Raw genomic sequence first — 20,926 nt, 5'->3', positions numbered from 1 at the left:
CAGAGCCTACGCCTGAATTGAACGCGTTCAAAACATGGTCCGAAGTGACCGATGAACGAGTGTGCGGGAGCCCGATCTGCCGTCAATCACGGCCTACTTGCCCATATGCCTGTACATTTCGGACCACCGTTTCGAGAGGTGGTCGCCGAGCGCCCCCTGCCGGGAAGGACGGATCCGTCGATGTCATCAACTCCGGTCGGCAGCAGGGAGATCCGAGGGTTCCGGGCCGGTGACGGGCCGCCGCTCGTGGCCGCCTGGTGCCGGAGCGCACCGGCCGATCCGATCACCCCGGACCGCTTCCGCACCCTCGTGCTGCTCGACGCCAACTTCGACCCCGAGGGGCTCCGGGTGGCCGTGGCCGACGGGCGCGTCCTCGGCGCCGCGTACGCGGTGCGTCGGCTGACCCCGATGCACGGCACCGAACTGGAGCCGGAGCAGGGCTGGATCCCGTTCTTCTTCGTCGACCCCGCCGCCCGCGGGCAGGGCCTCGGCCGGCTGCTGCTGACGGACGCCCTGAACTGGCTGCGCGCACAGGGCCGTACCGCCGTGGACTTCTCCTCCTACACCCCGCACTACCTCCTCCCCGGCCTGGACGCCGCGACCTATCCGGAGGCGGCGAAGCTCCTCGACTCGCTCGGGTTCCGGACGCTGTACGAGGCGGCCGCGATGGACCGCTCGCTCGTCGGCCACCGGATGCCGGACTCGGTCGCCCGGCGCCAGGCCGAACTCGCCTGTCAGGGCTACCGGTTCGGCACTCCGGCCGACGACGACCTGGTGGAGCTGATCGCGCTCGCCGGGAACCACTTCACCCGGGACTGGGCGCGCGCGATCCGGGAATGCCTGGCGGGCGGGGCCCCGTCGGACCGGATCGTCGTCGTCCGGGAGCCCGGGGGGCGGCTGGTGGGGTGGGCGATGCACGGGGCGTACGAGTCGGCCGTCGAGCGGTTCGGGCCGTTCGGGGTGCTGGCGGAGATGCGCGGCACCGGGCTCGGCAAGGTCCTGCTCCATCTGGTCCTGGCCCGGATGCGGGCGCGCGGCGCGCACGGGGCGTGGTTCCTGTGGACCGGCGAGCGGTCACCGGCGGGCCATCTCTACCGCGCCGCCGGTTTCGAGACGACCCGGGTGTTCCGGGTACTGCGCCGGGAGACCGCCCGGTGACGCGTCCCCAACGCGGCCTGAACCGAAGGCACTTCGCGCTCGCGCTACCCTCCGCCCTGCTCACCGCGGGCTGCGCGGCACCGCGCCAGGGCACCGGCCGGCCCGGCGATCCGATCGTGCTCACCCTGCTCTCGCACTACTCCAGCGGGGTGCTGAAGACAGCGCTCCAGGACCCGGTGGACGAGTGGAACGCCACGCACGACCGGGTCAAGGTCCGCACGAAAGCGGTGGAGTTCACCGATCTGCTGACCACGTTCACGGTCCGGCAGGCGGCGGGCCAGGGCGCCGACATCATCCAGCCGTACTGCCTGTGGACCGGCCAGCTCGTCCGGGCCGGGGTGCTGCGGCCCGCCCCGCCCGAGCACACGGCGGAGATCCGGCGCGGCTACAGCGCGGCCGCGGTCGGCGCCGCGTCGGTCGGGGGCCGCGTCTACGGCTATCCCACCGAGACACAGACGTACGCCCTCTACTACAACGCACGGCTGCTGCGCGCGGCCGGTTTCACCGAAGCACCGCGCACCTGGCCGGAGTTGACCGATGCGGCCGAACGCACCACACGCCGGGACCGGTACGGCAACACGCTGGTGCAGGGGTTCGGACTCTCCTCGTACGACGACTCCACCACCGTCGGCCAGACCCTCGCGCTGCTGAACGCGGCCGGGGGCACCTTCGTCAGCGCGGACGGCCGGAGCACCGCGATCGACTCACCGGCCGGGCGGGCGGTGTTCGAGCTGGAGCACCGTCTGGTGAGCACGGGGGCGAGCGCCCCCGGCGTCAATGTCTACCAGGCGTTCCCCGCCGGGCAGGTGGCCATGGTGATCAGCGCGGGCTGGTGGACCGGCAGTCTGAAACCGCTGATGGGCGCGGACTACCGGGAGGTCGGCGTCGCCCCCGTGCCGGTCCCCCGCGCGGGCGACCGGCCCGCCACGCTCTCCACCGGATTTCTGCTCGGGGTCAACACGGCCAGCCGATTCCCGCGCGAGGCCTGGGAGTTCCTGCGCTGGCTCAACGCGGAGCGGACCGGCGCGAAGGGCGTGACCCGGATGAGCGCCCTCCAGGTGTCGGTCGGCTCGCTCACCGGCCGGGCCGACGACATGCGAGCGCTGCTCGGCGGGGGCGGGGACCCGAATCTGCGGCCGTTCCTGGACGCGCTGGCGTACGCGGTGCCGGAGCCGAACATGCCGGGTGCGCAGCAGGCGAAGACGCTGCTGCGCACCCATATCGAGGCGCTGTGGACCGGTCAGCAGTCGGTGGAGGAGGCGCTGCGCGGCACGCGCCGGCAGGTCGATCAGGAGGTGTCGCGGCTGTGGTGAACACGCTCGCCCCGGAGCGGGCCGGACAGCCCGCGTCCCGGGCACGGCCGCCGGGGCCCGGTCTCGCCGCCCGCGCCCGCCGCCGTCAGACGGTGGTCGCCTATCTCTTCCTGGCCCCGGTCCTGCTGTTCTTCGCGGTCTTCCTCGTGCTGCCGCTCGGCTTCGCGCTGCTTTTGTCGATGTCGCGCTGGTCCGGGTTCGATCTCGGGGACATCCGGCCGGTCGGCACGGCCAACTTCACGGCGCTGTTCGCGCGGGGATCGACGTTTCTGACGCCGATCCTCACCAACACGGTGCTGTTCGCGCTGGGGACGGTGGTCATCGCGCTCGCGGGCTCGGTGCTCGTCGCCACCTGTATCGACCGGCTGCGGTTCCAGGGGCTGTGGCGGACGCTGTACTTCCTGCCGATGGTCACGACCGTGGTCGCCGTCGGCAATGTGTGGAAGTACATGTACGAGCCGGGCGGCCTCGTCAACGGGTTCCTGAACGCCCTCGGGCTCGGTTCGGTCGCCTTCCTCCAGGATCCGCACACGGCGCTGCCCGCGGTGGTGGTCGTCCAGGCGTGGGCCTCGGCGGGGTCGGCGATCCTCGTCCTGACGGCGGGGCTGAAGTCGATCCCGCGCTCGTACTACGAGGCCGCGGAGCTGGACGGCGCCGGTGCCGGCACGGTCTTCCGGAAGATCACGCTGCCGTTGCTGCGGCCCTCGCTGCTGTTCGTGTGCATCACCCAATTCCTCACCGGGCTCCAGTCGTTCGCGCTGATCACGGTGATGACCAAGGGCGGTCCCGGCGACGCGACGGCGGTGGCGGCGCTGGAGATGTACCGGCAGGCGTTCTCGTACGGCGACTGGGGTACGGCGAGCGCGGCCGCGTTCGTGCTGTTCGTGGTGGTGCTGGTGATCACGCTGGTGCAGTTGTGGGTGTTCCGGCGCAGCGGGGAGGACGCGTGAACCGCCGTCGTCAGCGGGTGCCGTGGGTGTCGTACCTCCTGGTCCTGTCCGGTGCCGTGCTCATGGTGGTGCCGTTCCTGGACATGGTGATGACGTCCTTCAAGGGGCCGGGCGAGTCGGGGAAACTGCCGTACCGCTTCCTCCCGAAGGGGTTCGGCTTCGGCAACTACCGTGCGGCCCTCGACCAGTTGGACCTGCCGGTGCTGTTCCGCAACAGTGTCACCGCGACGGCGCTGATCACCGGCTCGGTGCTGCTCACCTCGTCGCTCGCCGGGTACGCGCTCGCCAAACTCCGGTTCCGGGGGCGGGACTTCATCTTCCGGCTGGTGCTGGCCACGATGATGTTCCCGCCGTTCCTCTTCTTCGTCCCGCACTTCCTGATCCTGGTGCACTGGCCGCTGGCGGGCGGCAACGATCTGCTCGGGCGGGGCGGCGCGGGGCTGACCGTCAGCATCGTGGCGCTCGCGATGCCGTTCCTCGTCAACGGGTTCGGGATCTTCCTGATGCGGCAGTTCATGGTCTCCGTCCCCGACGAGATCCTGGAGGCCGCCCGCCTGGACGGCGCGGGCGAGTTCACCCTCTGGTGGCGGATCGTCCTCCCCCAGACCGGACCGGTCCTGGTCACCCTGGCCCTGCTGACCTTCGTGGACGCCTGGAACGAGTACATCTGGGCCCTGCTGATCTCCACCGCCGACCCGGACGTGATGACCCTCCCGGTCGGCATCCAGCTCCTCCAGGACTACGTCGACCCCACCCGCACCATGCCGGTCGTCATGGCCGCCCTGGTCCTGAGCATCCTCCCGGTCCTCGTCCTCTTCCTGCTGCTCCAGAAGCACTACATCCGGGGTGTGATGCTCAGCGGCCTGAAGTGAGGCACCAGCGCGCCTGAAGATCCGCGCAGCGGACGGTGATCGAGGCGTCGGTGAGCGCGATCTCGTGCGTACACCCGCCGTCCCCGTCCGGGAGGATCTCGTCGAGCAGCACGGTGTCGACGAGCAGCCAGGGTCCTGTCAGACAGCGATGACATGCTTCATCCGCATCCTTCCGGACACTGGCCCTACGGGATACGCGGCGACCTGCCGCTGTCGACCCCCGAGGCTACCCGCACCGACGTCCCGCTCCAGCCTTCGCCGGTGGCGCTGCGGCTCCTCGCCGCCTTCCGGCTCACAGCCCCACGATCTGGTTCCAGCGGCGGGCGAACTCCACGCGTTCCACAGAGGTGATGTCGCGGGCGATGGCGAGACGGGAGCGCATCGTGGAGTCGGGGAAGATCAGGGGGTTGTCGGCGAGGGCCGCGGTGTCCTTGTCGGCGGCATCGGCCAGGACGTCCTTGGCGGCCGGGACCGGGCAGACGTAGTTGACCCAGGCGGCCAGCTTCGCGGCGACCTCGGGCTCGTAGTAGTAGTCGACCAGCCGCTCGGCATTGGCCTTGTGCCCGGCCCGGTCGGGGATCATCAGGGAGTCCGACCACAGCTCGGCGCCCTCCTCGGGGACGACGAAGCGGATGTCGGGGTTGTCCGCCTGGAGCTGGATGACATCGCCCGAGTACGCCTGGCAGGCCAGGACATCGCCGCTGACCAGGTCCTTGGTGTAGTCGTTGCCGGTGAAGCGGCGGATCTGGCCCCGGCGGACCTGCCGTTGCACCTCGTCGCACATGGTGTGGAAGTCGTGCGCGGTCCACTTGGTGACGTCCACGCCGTTGCCCTGCATCAGCAGCGCGAAGGACTCGTCCAGGCCGGACAGGAGGGTGACCCGGCCCTTGAGGTCGGGCGCCCAGAGGTCCTTGACCGCGCGGATCTCGCGGCCGAGCTTCTTGCGGTTGTAGGCGATGCCGGTGATCCCGGACTGCCACGGCACGGTGAACCTGCGGCCCTTGTCGAAGGCGGGCGTGCGCAGCAGCGGGTCGAGGTACTTCGCCACGTTCGGCTGGTGCGCGCGGTCCATCTCCTGCACCCAGCCCAGCCGTACGAACCGGGCGCACATCCAGTCGCTGATGACGATCAGATCGCGCCCGGTGGTCTGGTGGTTCATCAGCGCGGGGCTGATCTTGCCGAAGAACTCGTCGTTGTCGTTGATCTCCTCGACGTACTCCACGCGTATCCCGGTGCGCTTCTCGAACGCGTCGAGGGTGGGCCGACGGTTCGGGTTCTTGTCGTCGGTGTCGATGTACAGCGGCCAGTTCGCCCAGGTCAGCCGGTGATCGGAGGCGGACTCGTCACTCACCGAGCGATCGCCGGGCCGGACGTAGGCGGCGGGCACTCCACAGCCGGCCAGCGCGCCGAGCGCGGCGGTGCCGCCGAGCGCGCGCAGCAGGGAACGGCGGGACACGGTCGTACGCGAAGAAGTCTGGGGCACCCCGGAAGGATGCCGCTCCCCCGTCCGGGCACACAATCGACGCTGCGTCGAGCGGGGAGCGCCCTGTCCGACACCTTGTCGATCACTTCGGTTCACCAAAAGGCGGCCCCCGCACAGGAAGGTGAACCTGTGCGGGGGCCGCCGGTGCTGTTCCGCGAGGGCTAGCCCAGCGACGTCATCACGTGCTTGATCCGGGTGTAGTCCTCGAAGCCGTACGCCGAGAGGTCCTTGCCGTAGCCGGACTTCTTGAAGCCGCCGTGGGGCATCTCCGCGACCAGCGGGATGTGGGTGTTGATCCACACGCAGCCGAAGTCCATCTTCTTGGACATGCGCATCGCGCGGGCGTGGTCCTTGGTCCACACCGAGGAGGCCAGGGCGTACTCCACGCCGTTGGCGAACTCCAGGGCCTGGTCCTCGTCCGTGAAGGACTGGACGGTGATGACCGGCCCGAAGACCTCCTTCTGGATGATCTCGTCGTCCTGCTTGACGCCGGAGACCACGGTCGGCGCGAAGAAGTAGCCCGTGTCGCCGACCCGCTTGCCACCGGCCTCCACCCGCGCGTGCGCGGGCAGCCGCTCGATGAAGCCCTCGACCTGCTTGAGCTGGTTGGGGTTGTTCAGCGGGCCGTAGAGCACGTCCTCGTCGTCCGGCTGCCCGGTCTTCGTCTCCTCGGCGGCCTTGGCGAGCGCGGCGACGAACTCGTCGTGGATCGACTCGTGGACGAGGACGCGGCAGGCGGCCGTACAGTCCTGGCCGGCGTTGAAGAAGCCCGCCACCGAGATGTCCTCGACGGCCTTGGCGATGTCGGTGTCCTCGAAGACGACGACCGGCGCCTTGCCGCCCAGCTCCAGGTGGACCCGCTTGAGGTCCTTGGACGCGGACTCGGCGACCGACATGCCGGCGCGCACGGAGCCGGTGATGGAGGCCATCGCCGGGGTCTCGTGCTCGACCATCAGACGGCCGGTGTCACGGTCGCCGCAGATGACGTTGAAGACGCCCTTGGGCAGCACCGAGCCGATGATCTCCGCGATCAGCACCGAGGAGGCGGGGGTGGTGTCCGAGGGCTTGAGGACGACGGTGTTGCCCGCGGCGAGCGCCGGGGCGAACTTCCATACGGCCATCATCATCGGGTAGTTCCACGGCGCGACCTGGGCGCAGACGCCGATCGGCTCGCGGCGGATGATCGAGGTCATCCCCTCCATGTACTCGCCGGCCGAGCGGCCCTCCAGCATCCGCGCCGCACCGGCGAAGAAGCGGATCTGGTCGACCATCGGCGGGATCTCCTCGGAGCGGGTGAGCCCGGTGGGCTTGCCCGTGTTCTCCACCTCGGCCGCGATCAGCTCCTCGGCCCGCTCCTCGAACGCGTCGGCGATCTTCAGCAGGGCCCGCTGGCGCTCGGCCGGCGTGGCGTCGCGCCAGGCGGGGAAGGCGCGGGCGGCGGCCTCCATGGCGGCGTCCACGTCCGCCGGTCCGGACAGCGGCGCGGTCGCGTACGCCTCGCCGGTCGCGGGGTTGACCACCTCGGTGGTCCGTCCGTCGGCGGCGTCCCGGAACTCACCGTCGATGTAGTTGCGCAGACGACGCAGCTCGGTGCTCACTGCCGGCCTCCTGATCTGGTTCGAGGGTTCGAGCGGTCCAGCCCGGACGGCCCGTGGGGCTGTCCGATCACTGAAGACACCCCACCCTAGTCGGCACCCCCACGTTTTCAACACCCCCGGTCCCGCTACTTCTGCGAAATCCGCAAGCTTTGATCCCTCAAACAACGAATTTCATCGATTGGGGCTTGCGAAACTGACGAGACCTCGTGCACAGTGAGCGCGTGGCCAGTCGAAGCGCAGACCAGAGGGACTCGCCCCGCGAGTCCAGGAACGGCAGTCCCACGTTGGACGCCGTCTCCCTCGCCATCATTCAGCAGCTCCAGGAGGACGGCCGTCGGCCGTACGCCGCGATCGGCAAGGCCGTCGGCCTGTCGGAGGCGGCCGTGCGCCAGCGCGTCCAGAAGCTGCTGGACCAGGGCGTGATGCAGATCGTCGCCGTCACGGACCCGCTCACCGTGGGCTTCCGCCGGCAGGCGATGGTGGGCATCCACGTCGAGGGCGATGTCGAGTCGATCGCTGACGTGCTGACTGACATGTCGGAAGTCGAGTACGTGGTGATGACCGCGGGCTCGTTCGACATCCTCGCCGAGATCGTGTGCGAGGACGACGACCACCTGCTGGACGTCATCAACAAACGCATCCGGGCACTGCCCGGCGTGCGCTCCACCGAAAGCTTCGTATACATGAAGCTGAAGAAGCAGACCTACATGTGGGGAACCCGATAACCGTGACCCAGAAGGACCTCAGCCGCACCGCGTACGACCACCTGTGGATGCACTTCACCCGCATGTCCTCGTACGAGAACTCTCCCGTCCCGACGATCGTCCGGGGCGAGGGCACCTACGTCTACGACGACAAGGGCAAGCGCTACCTCGACGGTCTCGCGGGCCTGTTCGTGGTCCAGGCCGGGCACGGCCGCACGGAGCTCGCCGAGACCGCGTTCAAGCAGGCCCAGGAGCTCGCCTTCTTCCCGGTGTGGTCGTACGCCCACCCGAAGGCCATCGAGCTCGCCGAGCGCCTCGCCGACTACGCCCCCGGCGACCTGAACAAGGTCTTCTTCACCACCGGTGGCGGCGAGGCCGTCGAGACCGCCTGGAAGCTGGCCAAGCAGTACTTCAAGCTGACCGGCAAGCCCACCAAGTACAAGGTGATCTCCCGCGCGGTCGCCTACCACGGCACCCCGCAGGGCGCCCTGTCCATCACCGGCCTGCCGGGCCTGAAGGCCCCCTTCGAGCCGCTGGTGCCGGGCGCGCACAAGGTGCCGAACACCAACATCTACCGCGCGCCGCTCTTCGGTGACGACCCGGAGGCCTTCGGCCGCTGGGCCGCCGACCAGATCGAGCAGGAGATCCTGTTCGAGGGCCCGGACACCGTCGCCGCGGTCTTCCTGGAGCCGGTGCAGAACGCCGGTGGCTGCTTCCCGCCGCCGCCCGGCTACTTCCAGCGCGTGCGCGAGATCTGCGACAAGTACGACGTGCTGCTCGTCTCCGACGAGGTCATCTGCGCCTTCGGCCGCCTCGGCACGATGTTCGCGTGCGACAAGTTCGGCTACGTGCCGGACATGATCACCTGCGCCAAGGGCATGACCTCGGGCTACTCCCCGATCGGCGCCTGCATCGTCTCCGACCGCCTGGCGGAGCCGTTCTACCAGGGTGACAACACCTTCCTGCACGGCTACACCTTCGGCGGCCACCCGGTCTCCGCGGCCGTGGGCCTCGCCAACCTCGACCTGTTCGAGCGCGAGAACCTCAACCAGCACGTGCTGGACAACGAGGGCAACTTCCTCCAGACGCTGCAGAAGCTGCACGACCTGCCGATCGTCGGCGACGTCCGCGGCAACGGCTTCTTCTACGGCATCGAGCTGGTGAAGGACAAGGCCACCAAGGAGTCCTTCAGCGACGAGGAGACCGAGCGCGTCCTGTACGGCTTCCTCTCCAAGGCGCTGTTCGAGAACGGCCTGTACTGCCGTGCCGACGACCGCGGCGACCCGGTCATCCAGCTCGCCCCGCCGCTGATCTCCAACCAGGAGACGTTCGACGAGATCGAGCAGATCCTGCGGGCCACCCTCACGGAGGCGTGGACCAAGCTGTAATCAGCTGACGGTGTGACCGCGACCGGCCCCGGAGCCGCCCGTTCGAGTGAGAACGGCGGCCCGGGGCCGTGTGCTGTCCGGCCACCGTGCGGCGGCTGCCTAGCGTGCCAGTGACCGATCGGCCCTGCCTTCGTTCCCCCGTATGGAGGAACGGGCACGGGAAAAACGGATCAGAACCGAGGTGTACGCCCATGGAGGCTCCGCCGGACAACGATGTGCTCTGGGCACGCTCCCTGCACTTCACGCACCCCGACGGCTCCCCCGGACTCGCCGGGGTCTCGATCGCCGTCCGGGAGGGTGAGATCCTCGCCGTCAGCGGCCCCCGGGGCAGCGGCAAAACGACTTTGCTGCGCTGTCTGTCCGGCCTGGAGCCGGTGCGCGAGGGCGAGGTCTGGTTCAACAGCACCCCCGTGCACACCCTCGGCCCGGCACACCGCGAGCGGCTGCGCCGCGACCGCTTCTGCTGGATCGGCCCCGAACCGGGCCTGGTGCCCGAGCTGAACGCCTGGGAGAACACGGCGCTGCCGCTGATGCTGCGCGGCACCAGCCGCCGCCGGGCCAAGACCACCGCGCTGGAGTGGCTGGAGCGCCTGGACATCGGGGAGGCGGCCCGCAAGCGCCCGCACCGGCTGCGCCAGTCCGAACGCCAGCGGGTCTCCATCGCCCGTGCGCTGGCCCCGGCGCCCACCGTGCTGTTCGCCGACGAGCCGACGGCCCCGCTGCACCGCGCCGACCGCGGCCATGTGCTGCGCACCCTCACCAGCGCCGCCCGCTCGCACGGCATCACCGTGGTCCTCGCCACCCACGACCCGGAGACCGCGGCCCTCGCCGACCGCACGGTGAACCTGCTGGACGGCCGGCCGGTGCGGACCGTACACCTGCCGGAGATCCCCGACGCGGAAGGCCGGACCGCGTGCTCGATCTCCGTCTGAGCCGCGCGGCCCGGCCCGCCGTCCAGCTGCGCCGCCTGCTGGTGGCGGCGGCCTCCGCGGGCACCGGGTTCCTGCTGCTGTCCTGCCTCGGCTACGCCCTCAAGCGCCCCGAGGCCGCGGGCTCGGGCGCGCTGCGCCTGGCCTGGTGCGTGGTGCCGGTCGCCGCCACGGTGTACCTCACGCTCGCCGTGGCCCGCACCGACCCCGGCACCCGCCCGCGCCCCGGCCTCTCCGCCATCGGCCTCGGGCCGGCCCGGCTGATGGCCGTCTCCGCCCTGGTCACGGCCCTGTCCACCACCCTGGGCTCGCTCGTCGCCCTCTCCCTCTTCCTGCATCTGCGGGGCGACCTGAGGGGAATGCCGTTCGACGGCGCGGGCGCGTCCTTCCTGGCCGCAGGCAAGTCCCTGCCGCTCGCGGCGACCCTGACCCTGCTGGCGGTGGTACCGGTGGTGGCGACGGTCGCGGTGGCGCTGGCCCTGCGCCCGCGGGACCCACGGCCGGTGGCGCGGCCGCAGCGGAGGTATCTGCCGTTCGTCCGGCAGGCCGCGGGTCCGGCCGCGGAGGGCTGCCCCGCCGGGACGGAGGCGGGGGGCACCGGGGCCGCTCCCGCCGCCGCGGGCGGCCCGCCGGACCCGGACAGCCGGATCGACCCCCGGTTCGCGCCGCCACCGCGCCCCGGCAAGGCCGACGACGACAAGGGCCCCGGCGACACCCCCTTCGGCCTCCCCTGGGCGGTCGCCCTCGTGGCCGCCGGTCTCACCGCCCAGGCGTACGCGGGCCGCACACCCCCCACCCCCGTCTTCACCTTCAGCACCGTCCCCACCGGCGCGGGCCTCTTCCTCCTCGGCTGGCTCCTCACCGCCGTCGGCCTGGTCCTGGCCGCCCCCGGCCTCACCCATCTGTGCGGCCGGCTCCTGCAGTGCGCCCGCCCCGGCGCCCTCCGCCTCCTCGCGGGCCGGGGTCTGATGGCGGAGGCCACCAGGATCGGCCGCCCCCTCGGCATCCTGTGCGCGGTCACCGCCGCCGGGTACGCCATCACCACCCTGTACGACGCCCCCGGCCGCCCCTTCGGCCCGCTGAGCGCCCTCGGCGCCCTGGTCGTCGCCGGCTGCGCCTTCGCCACTTTGCTGACGGTGGCAGTCGAAACCCGCCAGTGCCGCGCCGAGACCACCGACGCGCTGCTGCGCCTCGGCGCCCCCACGGGGGTGCTGCGCGGCGCCGCCGCCCTGCGCGCGGTCACCCTGCTGGCCTTCTTCACGCCGCTCACCCTGGCGATCGCCGCGCTGGCCGCCTTTCCGCTGACCCGCTGAGCCACTGAGCCACTGAGCTGCTGAAGGCTTGGGGGCTTGGGGGCTTGGGGGCTGCTTGGGTCACCGAGCACGGCTCGCTCGCCCGCGCCGGGTTCACGGTCGCCACCGGTGGCGGTCCCGGCGCGATGGAGGCGGCGAACCTCGGCGCGTACGCCGCCCCGTTCGCGGACACGCTGCCGGACGAGGCGCCGGTGTGCCGCCGGCCAAGGCGCCCCACGGACCCGCACCCGGCACTCCCGAAGTGCCCCGCGCGGCGCTCATCCGAAGTTCGACTTCTCCAGCCAGAACTCCAGCACCGCACGCTCTCCCACGACTTCGAGCCCCGGCGCGTCCAGCGGCAGCCGCCGGTAGAAGGCGAGCAGCACCGAGGTCAGCGGCCCGCGCAACGCGACCGTCGCCTTCTCGTGGCCGCGCCGCCAGCCGACCCCCTTCTCGTCCATCTCGACCAGCCACTCGGCGTTCAACTCCGGCTGGGCGTCGGTGGCGTGCAGATGGATGCTGCGCGCGGACCCGTGCAGATCCGCGGCCCACGCACGGGCACCGGTGCGCTGCACCCACTCCACCAGCTCCAGCCACTCGTCCAGCGCGTCGACGGCGATATCGGGCGCGAGCTCGTACGGCGCCCCCGCGGTGAGCGCCGCGTCGGCGCGGTGGACGGTGATCTCATGGGTCATCCGGCGCGCCCAGAAACCGCTGGTTGCCATGCCGGTCCAGCTCCACACCTCAAGGTCGGGGCCCGCCTCGCGCAGCGCGCCGACGACCAGTTCGCCGCACTCCGCGAGCCACGCGTCCAGCGCGGCCGGATCACCCTGCTCCTCGGGGCCGCCACCGAGCGGAATCCGGTCCCACGGGATCATCTCCTGGGCCCGCTCCCGCACCAGCGTGCCGGACCAGCGCAGGGCGCCGCCCATGTGTCGTACGAGCCGTTCCAGTGACCACTCCGGGCAGGTCGGGACCGTGGCCGACAGCTCCGCGCCGGAGGCGATCACTTCCCTCAACTGCCCTACTTGGAGGGCGATTTCGTCGCAGTACCGCTCATGTGCGAGGTAGGTCATGGGCCCACCCTAGGCGGCGGGCGTTCAGTCGAGCACGACGATTTCGGCGGCGTCGAACTCCGCGCCCACCGTGTCCCCGCTCTCCGGCGCGTCCCGCAGCGCGCAGGCCGCTTCGAGGCGGGGGCCGTCCTCGGGCTGGAGATGGACGGCGACATGGGTGCCCTTGAAGGTGCGGGCGGCAACCGTGCAGGTCAGCCCGGTGTCGGCGGGGACGAGCCGTACCCCGGCGGGCCGGACGAGCAGGGTCCTGGCACCCTGCGGGGCGTCCTGCGGAACCGGCAGTTTGCCCCAGGGGCTGTCGGCGACCGCGCCCGCGACCGTCGCCGGGACCACGTTCTCGAAGCCGAGGAAGCGGGCCACGAACGCGTCGGCGGGGCGCCGCCAGACGTCGAGTGGCGCCCCGGACTGGGCGATCCGGCCGTCCCGCATCACCACCACCCGGTCGGCCAGCGCGAACGCCTCGCCCTGGTCGTGGGTGACGGCGAGCACGGTCGTACCCAACCGTCCGAAGAGTTCGCGGAGTTCGACCACGAGACGTTCGCGCAGCGAGCGGTCGAGCTGGCCGAGGGGTTCGTCCAGCATCAGCAGCCGGGGCCGGGGGGCGAGCGCGCGGGCGAGGGCGACGCGCTGCTGCTCGCCGCCGGACAGCGCGGCCACCGCCCGGCGGGCCGCGCCCGGCAGCCCGACCAGTTCCAGCAACTCGCCCACCCGGGCGTCCCGTTCGCCCTTCGCCACGCCGTGCATCCGCAGCCCGAACGCCACATTGGCGCCGACGTCGCGCTGCGGGAAGAGCTGGTGGTCCTGGAACATCAGGCCGACCCCGCGCTGATGCGCGGGCACCCCGCCCTGGTCCCGCCCGGCGAGCGACACCTGCCCGGCGTCCAGGGGCTGGAGTCCGGCGACCGCCCGCAGCAGGGTGGACTTGCCGCTGCCGCTGGGCCCGAGCACGCACACCACCTGGTGCTCGGCGACCTCCAGGTCCACCGCGTCCAGCACGGCCCGCCCGCCGAAGCGCACGGTCGCGCCCTGAAGGCTCAGCATCAGAACTCCCCTGTCCGGTCCGTCCGCAGCCGCTCCAGGAGGAGCAGGGCGGCGGCGCACACCACCATCAGAATGGTCGAAAGGGCCATCGCCTGGCCGTAGTTGAGATCGCCGGGGCGGCTGAGCAGGCGGGCCACGGCGACCGGCAGGGTCGGGTTGCCGGGCCGGGCGATGAACACGGTCGCGCCGAACTCGCCGAGCGAGACGGCGAACGCGAACCCGGCCGCGACCAGCAACGCCCGCCGCACCAGCGGGAGATCGATCTCCCGCCACACCCGCCAGGGCGAGGCCCCGAGCACGGCCGCCGCCTCCCGCAGCCGGGTGTCGACGGCGCGCAGCACCGGCAGCATGGTGCGCACCACGAACGGGGCGCCGACCAGGGCCTGGGCGAGCGGCACCAGGATCCAGGACTGGCGCAGGTCCAGCGGTGGCTTGTCGAGCGCGATCAGGAAGCCGAAGCCGACGGTCACGGCGGACACCCCGAGCGGCAGCATCAGCAGCGCGTCGAAGCCCCGTACCAGGCGGCCCGCGTCCCGGCGGGCCAGCGCCGCGGCGGCGAGGCCGCCGATCAGCACGGCGATGGCGGTGGCGACGACGGCGTACTGGAGCGAGGTCCACACCGCGTGCACCGGCGCCACCAGGAACGTACCGCCGTCGGTGCGGGTCAGCGCCCGGTAGTAGCCGAAGCCGGGGGCGTCCAGGGAGCGGCGGACAAGGACGGCGAGCGGCAGCACCAGGAGCAGCGCCACAGTGGCGAGGACGCCGGCGAGCAGGGCCCGCTGCCCGGCGCCGCGCGGCCGCCGCGCGGTGAGCCGGGGGTCGACCAGGCGCAGGGCGCTCTCCCGGCGCCGTACCGTCCAGGCGTGCACGCCGAGGATGGCGCCGACGGCGGCGAACTGCACGAGGGTGAGGACGGCGGCCGTGGTCAGGTCGAAGACCTCGGAGGTCTGCCGGTAGATCTCCACTTCGAGGGTGGAGAAGGTGGGGCCGCCGAGGATCTGGACGACGCCGAAGGAGGTGAAGGTGAACAGGAACACCATCAGCGCGGCGGCGGCCACGGCGGGCCCGAGGGCGGGCAGCGTCACCTTCCGCCAGGCGGCGAACGGTGAGGCGCCGAGCATCCGCGCGGCCTCCTCCTGGCGGGGGTCGAGCTGGGCCCACAGCCCGCCCACGGTCCGTACGACGACCGCGTAGTTGAAGAAGACGTGCGCGAGCAGGATCGCCCACACGGTGGTGTCCAGCCGTACGCCCCACAGCTGGTCGAGCAGTCCGCCGTGGCCGACGAGCGCGAGGAAGGCGCTGCCGGCGACGACGGTGGGCAGCACGAACGGGACGGTGACGACGGCCCGCAGCACCTGTTTGCCGGGGAAGTCGAGGCGGGCGAAGACGAACGCGGCGGGCAGCGCGAGCAGCAGGGTGAGCGCGGTGGAGGCGAGCGCCTGCCAGGTGGTGAACCACAGCACCTGCCGGATGTCCGGCTGGGCGACCACGTCCGCGATCCGCCCGAACTGCCAGCCGCCGTCGGTCTTCAGGCCGCGGGCCACGATCGCGGCGACGGGCCAGGCGAAGAACAGGGCGAAGAACGCGACGGGCAGGGCCATCAGCCCCAGCCGCGCCGCGCTCCCGCGCCGTGTCCGCGCGCGGGCGGTCACTTCAGTACGAGTGACGTCCACGTCTTGACCCACTGATCACGGTCGGCGGCGATCTTCTCGGGGGCCATCGTCTCGGGGTGCCGGGCCGGCGGACCGTACTTGGTGAAGTCGGCCGGTACCTCGGCGCCCGCGACCACCGGGTAGACGTACATGTTCAGCGGCATGTCCTGCTGGAACTCCTTGGAGACCAGGAAGTCGAGGAACGCCTTGGCGCCCTTGGGGTTCTTCGCGTTGCTCAGCAGCCCGGCGAACTCGATCTGCCGGAAGCAGGTGCCGGTCGCCACGCCGGTGGGGGCGGTGGCGGGGCGCTTCTTGGCGTAGATCACCTCGGCGGGCGGGGAGGAGGCGTACGACACGACGAGCGGCCGGTCGCCGCCGGCCTTCTTGCCCTCCGAGGAGCCGGAGAACTCCTGGTAGTAGGCCTGCTCCCAGCCGTCGACGACCTTGACGCCGTTGGCCTTGAGCTTCTTCCAGTAGTCCTGCCAGCCGTTGTCCCCGAACCGCGCGGCGCTGCCCAGCAGAAAGCCGAGGCCCGGCGAGGCGGTGGCCGCGTTCTCGGTGACCAGGAGGTTCTTGTACTGGGGCTTGGCGAGGTCGGCGTAGGACTGCGGCGGGGCGAGGTGGTGCTCGCTGAAGTACGCCTTGTCGTAGTTGACGCAGATGTCGCCGTAGTCGACGGGCGTGACGCGGTGCTTGCCGTCGAGCTGGTACTGGGCGCCGACCTTGTCCAGGCCCTTGGCGGTGTACGGCTGGAACAGCCCGTTGTCGAGGGCGCGGGAGAGCAGGGTGTTGTCGACGCCGAAGAGGACGTCGCCCTGGGGGTTGTCCTTGGTCAGGATGGCCTTGTTGACGGCCTGTCCGGCGTCGCCGTCCTTGAGGACGCGGACCTTGTACCCGGAGCGCTTCTCGAAGTCCGCGAGCACGCTCTTGGAGACGGCCCACGAGTCATGGCTGACGAGCGTGACGGTCTTGCCGTCCGCCTTGTCCTGGCCCTGGTTCGAGCCGCACGCGGACAGCGCGACCAGGCCGAGCCCGACCGCCGCGACCACGAAGGTCTTGTTGTGCACTTGGTTGTCCTCCTGGGGTTGACCAGGAAGAACGCGGCCCTGTCCGGAGCATCCGGACAGGGCTCAACAGCTTGAGTAGTGACCGAACTTCCTACCCAGAATGACCTGGGCGAGGTTCAGAGGGTCTGCGGCCTGGTGCCGCACTCTCAGCGCTGTGGCGCTCCCCTGTCGGAATATGAAGATGTTTCGACTAATTCAATAATGAAGATGTGATGGAACGGGCTCAGACTACCGCTCGGTGGCGGCGAGCTGACCACAGGCTCCGTCGATCTCCTGCCCACGGGTGTCCCGGATCGTCACCGGCACGCCGTGCGCGGCGATCGCCTCCACGAACGCCTTCTCGTCCTCGGGCCGCGAGGCCGTCCACTTGGAGCCCGGAGTCGGGTTCAGCGGGATGAGGTTGACGTGCACGGGCCTGCCGCGCAGCAGCCGGCCGAGCCGGTCGCCGCGCCATGCCTGGTCGTTGATGTCACGGATGAGCGCGTACTCGATCGACAGCCGGCGGCCGCTCTTCTCGGCGTACTCGAACCCGGCGTCCAGCACCTCGCGCACCTTCCACCGCGTGTTCACGGGGACGAGGGTGTCGCGCAGCTCGTCGTCCGGGGCGTGCAGCGAGATCGCCAGACGGCACTTGAAGCCCTCGTCGGAGAACCGGTGGATGGCCGGCACCAGCCCGACCGTGGAGACGGTGATGCCGCGCTGGGAGAGACCGAGGCCGTCCGGCGCGGGGTCGGTGAGCGCGCGGATGGCGCCGACGACCCGCTTGTAGTTGGCGAGCGGCTCGCCCATGCCCATGAACACGATGTTCGACAGCCGCGCCGGGCCGCCCGGCACCTCGCCGTCGCGCAGCGCCCGCATGCCGTCCACGATCTGGTGGACGATCTCCGCGGTGGACAGATTGCGGTCCAGGCCGGCCTGCCCGGTCGCGCAGAACGGGCAGTTCATTCCGCAGCCCGCCTGCGAGCTGATGCACATGGTGACCCGGTCCGGGTACCGCATCAGCACGGACTCCACGAGGGTGCCGTCGAACAGCCGCCACAGCGTCTTGCGGGTGGTGCCCTCGTCGGTCGACAGATGCCGGACGACCGTCATCAGCTCCGGGAACAGCGCCTCGCGCAGCTTCTCCCGGGAGCCGGCCGGGATGTCGGTCCACTGCTCGGGGTCGTGCGCGTACCGCGCGAAGTAGTGCTGCGAAAGCTGCTTGGCACGGAACGGCTTCTCACCGATCCCGGCCACCGCTTCCTTGCGCTCGGCGGGCGAGAGATCGGCGAGATGCCGCGGCGGCTTCTTGGCTCCGCGCGGCGCGACAAAGGTGAGTTCTCCGGGCTTGGGCATGGTGGTACCAGTGTCGCAGATCCATTGGGGTGGCCCGCGGCATGCGTTCGCCCAGGCCGGACGGCGGTACGGCCCCAGGACGTGACGCCGTTCACAGCGCGGTGGTCCCCGGTCCGCCGCCGGCCTTGTGCCCGGCCCCGCCTACATCGGTTTCGGTTTGATCAGCGCGAAGGGGGCGCCCTGGGGGTCGGCGACCACGGTCATCCGGCCGGCCATCATGTCGAAGGGCGGGGCGAGGACCGTGCCGTTGCGTTTGACCAGGGCGTCCACGGTGGAGTCGACGTCGTCGACCGCGAAGTAGGTCAGCCAGTGGGCCGGGGCGCCGGGCGGGTCGGTGGCGAGCTGGGTGACGCCGCCGACCGCGCGGCCGCCGACCAGCAGCGCCCAGTAGGAGTCCGCGCCCTCCATGGGCTCGATCTCGATGCCGAACGCCTCGCCGTAGAAGCCGGTGGCGCCGGGCACATCGCTGGTGTGCAGCTCGTTCCAGGTCAGCGCGCCGGCCTCGTTGACCACCTGGGCGCCGGAGAACTCGCCGGGCTGCCAGACGCCGAAGACGGCGCCCTGCGGGTCGGCGGCGATCAGCATGCGGCCGAGGCTGCCGACGTCCATCACCGGGACGATCAGGGTGCCACCCGCCGAGACGATCGCGTCCTGGGTGGCCTGGGCGTCGGTGGACGCCAGATAGCTGGTCCAGACGGTGGGCGGCGGCTCCGGCATGTCCTGAGGCTTGGGACCGAGGCCCGCCACGGCCTTGCCGTGCAGCTCGCAGACCGTGTAGCCGCCGAACTCGGCCGGTCCCGGCTGCCCCTGCCAGCCCAGCAGATCGCGGTAGAAGTCCAGCGCGGCCTGCTGGTCCGACGCCATCAGGTCGACCCAGCACGGGGTGCCGGTCGCGTACGGAGTGGTGACTTCGGGCATCTCTCGCTCTCCCTACCAGGGGCTACCGGGGGCCACGCCACGGGCCGCTCTCTGCCACCATCGTGTGGCCAAACGTGAGCGCCCGCGCGTCGGAGAGGCGAGGCACTTCGAGGCCGGACGAGCGGACGGCCGTACGACGACGGGCCCCGTCCTGGGATCAGGAGGGGGCCCGTACGGCCGTGACGGCGCGCGCTACCGGGTTTCGTCAGGTGGAGCCGACGAAGAGCACCAGCAGCAGCCAGACCACCGGCGCCGTGGGCAGCAGGGAGTCCAGCCGGTCCATGATGCCGCCGTGGCCCGGGAGCAGGGTGCCCATGTCCTTGATGCCCAGGTCGCGCTTGATCATGGACTCGCCGAGGTCGCCCAGGGTGGCGCTGGCCGCGACCGCGAGGCCAAGCAGCAGGCCCTGCCACCAGTGGCCGCCGTCGATCAGGAACTGCATGCACAGCGCGCCCACGACCATCGAGAACGACACCGCGCCGAACAGGCCCTCACGGGTCTTTCCGGGGCTGATCCGCGGGGCGAGCTTGTGCTTGCCGAAGCGCCAGCCGACGGCATAGGCGCCGGTGTCGCTGACGACGGTGAGCAGCAGGAAGGTCAGGACCCGCCAGGGACCGTCGTCCGCGGTGAGCATCAGGGCGACGAAGGTGGCCAGGAAGGGCACGTAGAACGCGGCGAAGACACCGGCCGTGACGTCCTTGAGGTAGCCCTCGGGCGGCTCCGTCATCCGCCAGACCAGCACCGCGAGCGCGGTGAGGGCCATGGCGACCCAGGCGCCCTCGGCGCCGCGCACATAGCCGGCGACCACCATCGCCGCACCGCCGACCGCGAGCGGCACGAGCGGCGCCTTGATCTCCTTGCGCTCCTGGAGCCTGCTGGTCAGCTCCCACAGGCCGACGACGACGGCGACCGCGATCACACCGACGAACACGGCCTTGACGATGAACAGCGACGCGATGATCACCACGCCGAGACCCACACCGACGCCTATGGCCGCGCTGAGGTCGCGGCCCGCGCTCTTCTTCTGCGGCGCCGGCGTCTGCTGCGGGGCGTCGGGCATGGGTACCGGATTCTGGCTCGGGCTCGGGGTCGGAGCCGGGGTCGGCTGGGGCGTCCCGTACGGGGGCTGCGGCTGCGACCCGTAGGGCTGCTGCTGTCCGTACTGCGGCCGCTGTTCGAACGGCTGCTGCTGCTCGAACGGCTGCTGCTGCGGCTGCTCGTACGACGGCCGCTCCCCGTAGGGGGGCTCGGTGCCGTACTGCGCCGGTGTCCCGTACTGCGGCTGGGGCTCGTCCCGGAACAAGGGGCCGCTCAGCCGAGCAGCCCCCCGGGTGTCGTCCTGGTCTCCGCCATACGCGGGTACGTCGGGCACGATGGGCATGGGGCGCGTCTGCTGCGCCGCGGGCGCATCGTACGCGGGACCCGCCGGGGCGTCCCCGCCCTGGACGGGCCCACCCTCGGTGGGCCCCCAGTAGCCGGTCTGCCCCGCCGGTGGCGGCGCCCCCCAGGAAGAGTCGCTCATCAGACTTCGAGCAGCTCCGCTTCCTTGTGCTTGAGGAGCTCGTCCACCTGGGCGACGTACTTCGACGTCAGGTCGTCCAGCTCCTTCTCCGCACGGCGGCCCTCGTCCTCACCGGTCTCGCCATCCTTGATCATCTTGTCGATGGCGTCCTTGGCCTTGCGGCGCACGGAACGGATGGAGACCTTGGAGTCCTCGGCCTTGCCCTTGGCGACCTTGATGTAGTCGCGACGGCGCTCCTCGGTCAGCTCGGGGAACACCACCCGGATGATGTTGCCGTCATTGCTGGGGTTGACGCCCAGGTCGGAGTCGCGGATCGCCTGCTCGATGTTGCGCAGCGCGCTCTTGTCGAACGGCGTGACGACCGCCATCCGCGGCTCCGGCACGGAGAACGAGGCCAGCTGGTTGATCGGCGTCAGGGCACCGTAGTAGTCGGCCACGATCTTGTTGAACATCGCCGGGTGCGCACGGCCGGTGCGGATCGCGGCGAAGTCCTCCTTGGCGACCACGACGGCCTTCTCCATCTTCTCCTCGGCTTCGAGGAGGGTCTCTTCGATCACCACTTGCTCCTGCGTGTCTTGAGTAAGGCCCGGCTGCGGTTCCTCAGCGGTTCGGCGGCCGGCTGCGTCGC

General features: G+C 71.1%; 19 protein-coding genes and 1 riboswitch. Of the genes, 8 read left to right on the top strand and 11 right to left on the bottom strand.

What is annotated here, in order from left to right; genetic code table 11:
- Positions 1 to 180 precede the first annotated feature (180 nt).
- The 4 genes from AB0N90_RS06845 to AB0N90_RS06830 are packed head-to-tail and all read left to right on the top strand — an operon-like array spanning position 181 to position 4,293.
- A complete protein-coding gene (locus AB0N90_RS06845; RefSeq protein ID WP_365193451.1) occupies positions 181 to 1,158 on the top strand; it encodes a GNAT family N-acetyltransferase in 978 nt (325 codons plus the stop codon).
- Positions 1,155 to 2,471, top strand: a complete 1,317-nt coding sequence (locus AB0N90_RS06840; protein WP_365193449.1) for an extracellular solute-binding protein — start codon at positions 1,155 to 1,157, stop codon at positions 2,469 to 2,471. The genes AB0N90_RS06845 and AB0N90_RS06840 overlap by 4 nt, the downstream gene beginning before the upstream one ends.
- Positions 2,465 to 3,421 (top strand): sugar ABC transporter permease, encoded by a 957-nt coding sequence (locus AB0N90_RS06835; RefSeq protein ID WP_365193447.1) that lies wholly within the window; start codon positions 2,465 to 2,467, stop codon positions 3,419 to 3,421. The genes AB0N90_RS06840 and AB0N90_RS06835 overlap by 7 nt, the downstream gene beginning before the upstream one ends.
- Entirely contained in the window at positions 3,418 to 4,293 is an 876-nt protein-coding gene (locus tag AB0N90_RS06830; protein WP_365193445.1) for a carbohydrate ABC transporter permease, read from the top strand. Before AB0N90_RS06835 ends, AB0N90_RS06830 begins: the two co-directional genes overlap by 4 nt.
- On the opposite strand, the gene AB0N90_RS06825 is transcribed toward AB0N90_RS06830, so the two are convergent.
- The 3 genes from AB0N90_RS06825 to AB0N90_RS06815 form a co-directional block, all read right to left on the bottom strand.
- Complete coding sequence (locus AB0N90_RS06825) at positions 4,277 to 4,405, bottom strand: hypothetical protein (RefSeq protein WP_361677005.1); 129 nt, start codon at positions 4,403 to 4,405, stop codon at positions 4,277 to 4,279. The genes AB0N90_RS06830 and AB0N90_RS06825 overlap by 17 nt on opposite strands.
- 180 nt (positions 4,406 to 4,585) lie before the next feature.
- Positions 4,586 to 5,776: an extracellular solute-binding protein gene (locus AB0N90_RS06820; protein WP_365193443.1), complete on the bottom strand. Its 1,191-nt coding sequence runs from the start codon at positions 5,774 to 5,776 to the stop codon at positions 4,586 to 4,588.
- 161 nt (positions 5,777 to 5,937) lie between these two features.
- Complete coding sequence (locus AB0N90_RS06815) at positions 5,938 to 7,374, bottom strand: gamma-aminobutyraldehyde dehydrogenase (RefSeq protein ID WP_361677011.1); 1,437 nt, start codon at positions 7,372 to 7,374, stop codon at positions 5,938 to 5,940.
- Between the two features lie 206 nt (positions 7,375 to 7,580).
- Between AB0N90_RS06815 and AB0N90_RS06810 the strand changes: the two genes are divergently transcribed.
- The 4 genes from AB0N90_RS06810 (at position 7,581) to AB0N90_RS06795 (ending at position 11,708) form a co-directional block, all read left to right on the top strand.
- On the top strand, positions 7,581 to 8,099 hold the full coding sequence (locus AB0N90_RS06810; protein ID WP_037654527.1) for an Lrp/AsnC family transcriptional regulator: 519 nt from the start codon (positions 7,581 to 7,583) through the stop codon (positions 8,097 to 8,099).
- Positions 8,084 to 9,466, top strand: coding sequence for an aspartate aminotransferase family protein (locus AB0N90_RS06805; protein ID WP_365193440.1), 1,383 nt, complete (start codon positions 8,084 to 8,086; stop codon positions 9,464 to 9,466). The genes AB0N90_RS06810 and AB0N90_RS06805 overlap by 16 nt, the downstream gene beginning before the upstream one ends.
- A 191-nt stretch (positions 9,467 to 9,657) precedes the next feature.
- Complete coding sequence (locus tag AB0N90_RS06800; protein WP_365193439.1) at positions 9,658 to 10,398, top strand: ATP-binding cassette domain-containing protein; 741 nt, start codon at positions 9,658 to 9,660, stop codon at positions 10,396 to 10,398.
- A complete protein-coding gene (locus AB0N90_RS06795) occupies positions 10,380 to 11,708 on the top strand; it encodes a hypothetical protein (protein WP_365193438.1) in 1,329 nt (442 codons plus the stop codon). Before AB0N90_RS06800 ends, AB0N90_RS06795 begins: the two co-directional genes overlap by 19 nt.
- Positions 11,709 to 11,965: 257 nt before the next feature.
- Here the strand turns inward: AB0N90_RS06795 and AB0N90_RS06790 are convergent, their stop codons facing one another.
- From AB0N90_RS06790 to frr, 8 genes are all read right to left on the bottom strand, one after another.
- The gene (locus AB0N90_RS06790; protein WP_365193436.1) at positions 11,966 to 12,763 is read right to left on the bottom strand and encodes a maleylpyruvate isomerase family mycothiol-dependent enzyme; all 798 of its coding nucleotides are present in this window, start codon (positions 12,761 to 12,763) and stop codon (positions 11,966 to 11,968) included.
- 24 nt (positions 12,764 to 12,787) lie between these two features.
- Positions 12,788 to 13,804 (bottom strand): ABC transporter ATP-binding protein, encoded by a 1,017-nt coding sequence (locus AB0N90_RS06785; protein ID WP_365193435.1) that lies wholly within the window; start codon positions 13,802 to 13,804, stop codon positions 12,788 to 12,790.
- A complete protein-coding gene (locus tag AB0N90_RS06780; protein ID WP_365193622.1) occupies positions 13,804 to 15,405 on the bottom strand; it encodes an iron ABC transporter permease in 1,602 nt (533 codons plus the stop codon). Before AB0N90_RS06780 ends, AB0N90_RS06785 begins: the two co-directional genes overlap by 1 nt.
- A 47-nt stretch (positions 15,406 to 15,452) precedes the next feature.
- The gene (locus AB0N90_RS06775) at positions 15,453 to 16,523 is read right to left on the bottom strand and encodes a thiamine ABC transporter substrate-binding protein (RefSeq protein ID WP_361677030.1); all 1,071 of its coding nucleotides are present in this window, start codon (positions 16,521 to 16,523) and stop codon (positions 15,453 to 15,455) included.
- Positions 16,524 to 16,593: 70 nt separating this feature from the next.
- A riboswitch (TPP riboswitch) is annotated at positions 16,594 to 16,700 on the bottom strand.
- Between the two features lie 51 nt (positions 16,701 to 16,751).
- The gene (rlmN, locus tag AB0N90_RS06770; RefSeq protein ID WP_361677034.1) at positions 16,752 to 17,858 is read right to left on the bottom strand and encodes a 23S rRNA (adenine(2503)-C(2))-methyltransferase RlmN; all 1,107 of its coding nucleotides are present in this window, start codon (positions 17,856 to 17,858) and stop codon (positions 16,752 to 16,754) included.
- Positions 17,859 to 17,999: 141 nt separating this feature from the next.
- Positions 18,000 to 18,776 carry a VOC family protein gene (locus AB0N90_RS06765; protein ID WP_365193433.1) on the bottom strand — a complete coding sequence of 259 codons (777 nt, stop codon included), beginning with the start codon at positions 18,774 to 18,776 and terminating at the stop codon, positions 18,000 to 18,002.
- 205 nt (positions 18,777 to 18,981) lie between these two features.
- Entirely contained in the window at positions 18,982 to 20,298 is a 1,317-nt protein-coding gene (locus tag AB0N90_RS06760) for a phosphatidate cytidylyltransferase (protein ID WP_365193432.1), read from the bottom strand.
- On the bottom strand, positions 20,298 to 20,855 hold the full coding sequence (gene frr / locus AB0N90_RS06755) for a ribosome recycling factor (protein WP_037654542.1): 558 nt from the start codon (positions 20,853 to 20,855) through the stop codon (positions 20,298 to 20,300). The genes AB0N90_RS06760 and frr overlap by 1 nt, the downstream gene beginning before the upstream one ends.
- Positions 20,856 to 20,926: the final 71 nt, after the last annotated feature.

Source organism: Streptomyces sp. NPDC093018 (genome assembly GCF_040684035.1).
In the GTDB taxonomy this organism is placed as follows: domain Bacteria; phylum Actinomycetota; class Actinomycetes; order Streptomycetales; family Streptomycetaceae; genus Streptomyces; species Streptomyces murinus.
The sequence above is the reverse complement of the archived record's forward strand: the minus strand, read 5'-3'. Positions and strand labels throughout refer to the sequence as shown.

What these genes read in the sequence shown, in the direction of transcription:
- AB0N90_RS06845 (WP_365193451.1), top strand. Translation starts at nt 181, where the DNA reads ATGTCATCAACTCCGGTCGGCAGCAGGGAGATCCGAGGGTTCCGGGCC.
- AB0N90_RS06800 (WP_365193439.1), top strand. Translation starts at nt 9,658, where the DNA reads ATGGAGGCTCCGCCGGACAACGATGTGCTCTGGGCACGCTCCCTGCAC.
- AB0N90_RS06790 (WP_365193436.1), bottom strand. Translation starts at nt 12,763, where the DNA reads ATGACCTACCTCGCACATGAGCGGTACTGCGACGAAATCGCCCTCCAA.
- AB0N90_RS06785 (WP_365193435.1), bottom strand. Translation starts at nt 13,804, where the DNA reads ATGCTGAGCCTTCAGGGCGCGACCGTGCGCTTCGGCGGGCGGGCCGTG.
- AB0N90_RS06780 (WP_365193622.1), bottom strand. Translation starts at nt 15,405, where the DNA reads ATGGCCCTGCCCGTCGCGTTCTTCGCCCTGTTCTTCGCCTGGCCCGTC.
- rlmN (WP_361677034.1), bottom strand. Translation starts at nt 17,858, where the DNA reads ATGCCCAAGCCCGGAGAACTCACCTTTGTCGCGCCGCGCGGAGCCAAG.
- AB0N90_RS06765 (WP_365193433.1), bottom strand. Translation starts at nt 18,776, where the DNA reads ATGCCCGAAGTCACCACTCCGTACGCGACCGGCACCCCGTGCTGGGTC.
- AB0N90_RS06760 (WP_365193432.1), bottom strand. Translation starts at nt 20,298, where the DNA reads ATGAGCGACTCTTCCTGGGGGGCGCCGCCACCGGCGGGGCAGACCGGC.